The sequence below is a fragment of the Acinetobacter sp. UBA3025 genome (genome assembly GCF_002367915.1).
Classification (GTDB): Bacteria; Pseudomonadota; Gammaproteobacteria; order Pseudomonadales; family Moraxellaceae; genus Acinetobacter.
The window spans coordinates 3,057-10,120 of record NZ_DFDO01000165.1; the positions used below are offsets into that span (position 1 = coordinate 3,057).

General features: G+C 41.7%; 4 protein-coding genes. 2 read left to right on the plus strand and 2 right to left on the minus strand.

The features are described from left to right. The coding region (gene omp33-36, locus B4J23_RS06890; RefSeq protein WP_291359543.1) for a porin Omp33-36 at positions 1-782 on the minus strand (782 nt) is incomplete at its 3' end. Between the two features lie 1,141 nt (positions 783-1,923). On the opposite strand from omp33-36, the gene B4J23_RS06895 reads away from it, so the two are divergent. Both B4J23_RS06895 and B4J23_RS06900 read left to right on the plus strand, forming a co-directional pair. Beyond that, positions 1,924-3,633 (plus strand): GGDEF domain-containing protein, encoded by a 1,710-nt coding sequence (locus B4J23_RS06895; RefSeq protein ID WP_291359545.1) that lies wholly within the window; start codon positions 1,924-1,926, stop codon positions 3,631-3,633. Between the two features lie 126 nt (positions 3,634-3,759). After that, a complete protein-coding gene (locus tag B4J23_RS06900; RefSeq protein ID WP_291359547.1) occupies positions 3,760-4,227 on the plus strand; it encodes an HIT family protein in 468 nt (155 codons plus the stop codon). A 74-nt stretch (positions 4,228-4,301) separates the two neighbouring features. On the opposite strand, the gene uvrA is transcribed toward B4J23_RS06900, so the two are convergent. Then, the coding region (gene uvrA, locus B4J23_RS06905; RefSeq protein ID WP_291359549.1) for an excinuclease ABC subunit UvrA at positions 4,302-7,064 on the minus strand (2,763 nt) is incomplete at its 5' end.

Below are 7,064 nucleotides of genomic sequence, written 5' to 3' on the forward strand. Positions count from 1 at the left end.
GGAGTGATGAAGTAGTTTACGTTTGCGCCCCAAGCTTTGTCTGGAGAGTTAGCGTAGCTAGATTCCATATAAGATGCACCAACGCTTAATTTAGGGTTGATGTACAAAGTAGTACCCAGGTTGTAAGCAGTGTCTTCACCATAAACCAAGCCGCTTTCGAAGCCAAGTGACATGTTAGTGCCGTCAATTGCGCCTACATATTTAGTACGTGCAGTGATAGCATCTTGGTCTCCAGCGATTGTTTGAGACTCAATAGCAGCTTTAACAACGCCGTTGTTGAACATGTTGAAAGCGTCATAAGAAGTTTGGTCTGCAACGCTTGTGTAACCTACAGCTACCAGGAAGTTAGGAATAGGAAGTACACCTACTTCTAATGCATAACGGTCGCCATTATCATCTGTTGGGTTACCAGCTTTGTTATCAGTGATGGTATGGCTATAAGAAGCGCTTGCATAAGCAGGAACAACTTTAGTTGGGATGTAAGCTTCACCTTTTGCACCAAAAGTGTGGTGTACAGTACGATTACCAAATTCTTGTCCGTTTTCGCCGTATGTATAAGCAGCAGAAACATTAGATGCCTGGTTGATGAAAGCAGCTTCAGCTAAAGGGCCTTTAGAAGCGTCTACATCTTTGAAGTAGTAAGTACCTTGAACAGCGCCAGTGAAGTCTTTGTCATTCGCAGTGTTGTCGATGTACTCTGACTGACCTTGAACTTCAAATTGATATGCTTGAGCACCGGTCATGGCTAATAATAAAGCAGTGGCTAAACCGAGTTTTTTCATGATATTTACCATTTTGTTACAAAAGATGTACAACAGAAACGTATTGTATTGTAACAATTTATTAAGTCAATCTGATTTGAAATCGCTATTTTTTTGTGCAAAATCATTGTATTGATTTTGTTTAATAGTCTTTTAATTAGAAAATTTAGTTATTTTAGAAAAAATCTTAAATAACAATGTTGTATACAAAATAAATTGTTAGATCTAATCAGGAAAATGAATTAATAAAGGATTTTTTGATTGTTTAATTAAGTTGAATAGTGGATTTTAATTCAAAAAACCAATTTATTTATCATGAAAATAATCATGTTTATTACACTGAATTTAAGAAAGGCGTGAAAACTATAATATAAAACAAATTTATGAAAGAATTGATCGGTTTAGCGACAAAATCAGGGTTATAATGTGATGTATTTCACTGTTTTGTCTATAAATTGTGATATGTCATAAATCCTAGTAAATTAATGTGCTTTACATTGTTACCAAATTGACTGATAATAAAAAAATCAGGTTAGAGTTCATGTTGTTACATGATAATTTGACTGATTCTCCACATATTTTTGTTTTTATCGGCCCAACTTTCCCCAAGGTTGGGCTTTTTATTGCCTGAATTTTTTAGAAGCATCAGTCTACGGATTAGTTCATAAAAGAAGATTAGAAAAACTAGTATAAAAAGCCGTCAAAGATAATTCTTAAGTGCACCTTAATGGTGCATTATTTCAATTTAAAAATTGCTTCGTTCTATAAAGTTGCAAAAAAAAACCTCAATTTCTATATAAAATTGAGGTTTTTTCGCCAAAATTTGCGGGTAAATCAAAAAATCTGCTGAGGAATAATTTAACTCGCCCTAATGCAGTGCATTATGCACCTAATTGTTGCGCGTGTAAATAGTTCAGAAAGCGAGTTTTTTAATTTTCTTATATTTTAAATTATGAAATTTTCATTCCTATTTATATTTTAGTGATAACAGATGAAAAATCCTGAAAATATAAAGAGTTAAAACCTTTAAGAACATAAGAAAAACCTTCTGAAAATCAAAGCAATTGGGAAGAAATATTGATGATGAGTAGGCGTTTATTTGTATAATCTATCTACTATTAAATGGGGAGTCCTTGATTCATGTGAAGGACTAAAAATCAAGATGAATACTTTGCGCTCTGAGAAAATCAGCAAACATCTGTACTGGTCGATGTCGATCATTATTTTATGTTTATTGTGTATTTGTATTCCCTTAATTATTGATAGTAGTCAACATTATTTAAAATCAAAACAAACCTATCAGCAGCTTTATGCCTTACAACAGGTCACCGATCTCTCCAATAAAATCTCCCGGGAACGGGCACCTGCCAACAAAGTAATGTCTAGCTCGGTTGAGGAATTTGCCAAACATCAGCAGGAGTTAAGCGATTACCGTCAGGAAGTCGATCAACAGATGCAAATTACGGCTCAGGCACTTGATCAGGTTGGTTTTAATCACCTCAGCCAGCAACTTTTATCTGAGTTAAAGCCTAGTCTGCAATATGGGCGTAAGCAGGTCGATCTCTATACTCAAATACCTCGCCCGGAACGTACTGCACAGGAAATGGATCAGGCCATTCTCGCCATGTTTAGTGCCTGGGATAGCAGTCGTAAAATTCTGAAAGGAGTAGTCATTGCCTCTGCTACGCCATCTGCCCGTTTGGATAATTACATGAGTGAAATCCTGTTTTTATCTGATCTCAGGGATCAATCGGGTCGGGTAGCGTCAAATGTCATGGCACATGTGACATTTGGAACCCAGATTCCAGAGCAAAACATTACCCGTTCCTTGCAGGTCCAGCATCAGGTACGCTACCTCTGGGATATTATTGATACGCTACAGCCTGTTCAGGACAAAACTGATGAATTTATTCGTTTACATCAGCGGGTCGGAACTGAATTTATCCAGCAAGGTTTACCGATTGTGGAGCGACTGATTGAAGATAGCCGCCAGCAGCGTCCTTATTATTTAACTGGAACCCAGCTGACTGAAGCCATTGTAGATAAATTTACAACAGTGATTGATTTGCAGAACTATTTACTGCAATACACCAAAGATGTGGCTATTAAGGAAATGCGCCATGGTCTGAATCATTTGATCTGGACAGTGGCCTTATCTGGAATTTCCCTGATTACGGCAATTTTGACCATGATTTTTGCGCGTAAACGCATCTTTATTCCTTTAATTCGGGCACGTAAAATTTTATTTGATTTGTCCACTGGGTCTGAACGGAAGCAAGCCCAATCAAAACTAAAAATAGACCGGCCTACTGAATCCTTATTTACAGCAATTCAAAAACTGCAGCACATGCTGCAAGAGCGTGAAGCATTAGAATTTCGACTGAAAAATATTGCCCATTCCGATTCCTTGACCGGACTGGCTAACCGTTTTGCGCTCGATGAATATATCCGTTTTATGGAAGTGCATCCGACCCAATTTAAGCGAACCTGCCTGATGATTATTGATATTGATCACTTCAAACAGGTCAATGATCAATATGGGCATATTATTGGTGATCAGGTCATTCAACTGGTTGCAGAGCGCTTAAAAGCCAATATTCGAGCTTCGGATCTACTGGTTCGCTATGGCGGAGACGAATTTCTGGTCCTGATTGAAAATATCGAGATGCAGCATGCTTTCATGCTAGCGAATAAAATCCGGACTGAAGTCGCTGAGCATTCTATTCTGACCTCAGCTGATGAAGATATTCATGTATCGGTGAGTATTGGGGTAGCGATTGGTGCAGAGTCATGGATTGCTTTACTGGAACAGGCCGATGAGGCGTTATTTAAGGCCAAAGCCAAAGGACGTAATGTGGTGGCTGAGGTTTAAACCACTTAACTGAATTTTTTAAGCTAAACAGTCTGAAGAGTCATAATTTTATAATTTATATTGTTAAAAAATAAAGTAAATTTCATTGAAGTTTTTAAAAAATATAAAAATTTAGGGGATCTTAAAATGAGTAAAAATTGTATTTTCTGTCAAATGGTAAAAGGGGAATTGCCATGTCATTTAATCGATGAAAATGATGATTTTATGGCGTTTCTTACTATCTTTCCCAATACATTGGGCGCGAGCGTATTGATTCCAAAACAGCATTATTCCAGCTATGCCTTTGAACTGAGTGACCAGGTGCTGACAAACTTGGTTCTATATACCAAGCAGGTAGCCCTAAAGTTGGATCGTTATTTTGATGACGTTGGCCGAACAGCAATGGTGTTTGAGGGATTTGGCGTCGATCATGTGCATGCCAAGCTATTTCTAATGCATCAGACTAAAAATATCCATGAAAACTGGCAGCCAATTAATTCTTCGGTCGATAAGTATTTTAATGCTTATGAGGGATATATTTCATCACATGATGGTCAAAGGGCGGATGATCAAACGCTGGCACAATTGGCTGAAAATATTCGCTCAATCGCATAGTCAAAAATAAAAGCCCCTCTTTTAAAAAGAAGGGCACTCCCTCCTTTGAAAAAGGAGGGTTGGGGAGGATTAAATTACTTTAATAATGGCTTTAAGAATTTCCCTGTATGTGAAGCCTTAACTTTCACAATATCTTCAGGAGTACCTTCCGCGATAATCATACCGCCACCCGCACCACCTTCAGGCCCAAGGTCTACCACCCAGTCTGCAGTCTTGATCACATCCAGGTTATGTTCAATCACCACAATGGTATTCCCTTTATTGCGTAGCTCATGCAGGATGTCCAGCAGCTTGGCAATATCATGGAAATGCAGACCAGTGGTTGGTTCATCCAGGACATACAGGGTTTTGCCGGTATCCCGTTTGGCCAGTTCACGTGCCAGTTTGACACGCTGTGCTTCGCCACCAGAAAGCGTCGTCGCTGACTGACCCAGACGAATATAACCCAGACCGACCTGATGCAAGGTTTCCAGACGGCGATGAATCACTGGAATCGCATCAAAGAAATGCATCGCATCTTCAACAGTCATCTGCAATACATCAGAAATATTCTTGCCTTTGTAGTTCACTTCCAGCGTTTCACGGTTGTAACGCTTGCCATGACAGGCATCACACGGCACATACATATCCGGCAGGAAGTGCATCGCCACCTTGATCATGCCATCACCTTCACAGGCTTCACAGCGTCCACCTTTCACGTTAAATGAGAAACGGCCAGCAGTATACCCACGCGCTTTGGCTTCCGGAGTCTGTGAAAACAGTTCACGAATTGGAGTAAACAAACCGGTATAAGTTGCTGGGTTCGAACGTGGCGTACGACCAATCGGGCTCTGGTCAATATCAACCACTTTATCCAGAAATTGCAGACCATCAATTGAGTCAAACTTCTCGGCAGTCAGCGTGGTTGCACCATTTAGCTGAGTCGCGGCCAGTGGCAACAGAGTCCGGTTAATCAACGTAGATTTACCAGAACCTGAAACACCGGTGACACAAGTCATAATTCCCAATGGAATGGTCAGATCGACTTTCTTCAGGTTATGCCCGGCAGCACCCATTAATTTGATCTGTTCTTCCGGTTTTGGTGGCTGAACCCGTTTTTTCGGCACTTCAATTTTCAGTTTGCCAGACAGATATTTACCGGTCAGGGAATCTTTATTTTCAGCGAGTTCCTGATAAGTTCCTTCTGCAATCACATGGCCACCATGCACACCGGCACCCGGACCAATATCAATAATATGGTCTGCTGCACGAATGGCATCTTCATCATGTTCGACCACTAAAACAGTATTACCGAGGTCACGTAGACGAATCAGGGTTTGTAACAGGCGATCATTATCACGCTGATGCAGACCAATCGAAGGTTCATCCAGCACATACATCACGCCCATGAGACCAGCACCAATTTGTGAGGCCAGACGGATACGCTGTGCTTCACCACCAGACAGGGTTTCAGCAGAACGGGACAGGCTCAAATAGTTCAGACCGACTGATACCAGGAAGTGCAGGCGTTCACGGATTTCCTTGAAAATCTTGTCCGCAATTTCACCACGGGCACCTTCCAGATTAATCCCCTGATAATAGCTTTCTGCATCACCAATTGACATGCGGGTAACGTCGGCAATGGTCTTATCCAGAATTTTCACATTACGCGAGATTTCACTCAGACGTGAACCATCACAAGCATCACAAGCGGCATTGGATAGATACTGCGCCAGATCATCACGCACATAATTGCTTTCGGTTTCGCGGTAACGGCGTTCCAGATGCGGCAAAATACCTTCAAATGGCATCACCCGGTTATGACGACGACCACGTTCATCAATATAGCTCAGGTCAATTTTTTCTTTGCCAGTGCCATAGAGGAATTTTTTCTTGGTATTGGCATCCAGTTCATTCCAAGGTGTTTCCAGAGAAAAACCAAAATGCTCGGCCACTTTTTGCAACATGCCATAATAATACGGACGTTGACGATCCCAGCCACGAATCGCACCTTGGCTGATGCTGACTTCCTGATTGGGAATCAGTTTGTCCGCACTGAAATGGCTGCGGGTACCCAGACCATCACAGACCGGGCAGGCACCGAAGGGATTGTTAAATGAAAACAGGCGTGGCTCCAGTTCAGCCACAGCGCGGTCACATTCCGGACAGGAGTGTTTGGCAGAAAACACGCGATCATCATTTTCGCCTTTCATCCAAGACAGGATCGCGATATCACCACCGAGACGCAGTGCAGTTTCAAAACTTTCTGCAATACGGTTACCGAGATCATCACGCACCTTAAAGCGGTCAACTACGACTTCAATAGTATGTTTTTTCTTTTTGTCCAGCTCGGGTGGTGGATCAATTTCCATGATCTCACCATCGACACGTGCACGCACAAAGCCTTGGCTTTGCAGTTGTTCAAATAGCGCTGTGTACTCACCCTTACGTTCACGAACGACAGGCGCTAACAATAACAGCGCAGTGCCTTCTTCCAGTTCTTTAACCGCATCGACCATTTCAGTTACGGTCTGTGCCACCATGGGCAGATCGTGTTCCGGACAGTAAGGTGTACCTACGCGTGCATAGAGCAAACGTAAATAGTCATAGATTTCGGTAATGGTACCTACAGTCGAACGCGGGTTATGGCTAGTCGATTTCTGTTCGATAGCAATGGCTGGGCTTAAACCCTCAATCGAATCAACTTCCGGCTTTTCCATTTGCGAAAGGAATTGACGCGCGTAGGCAGACAGAGATTCTACATAACGGCGTTGACCTTCCGCATATAACGTATCGAATGCCAGTGAGGACTTACCTGAACCAGACAGTCCCGTAATCACCACAAACTTGTCGCGTGG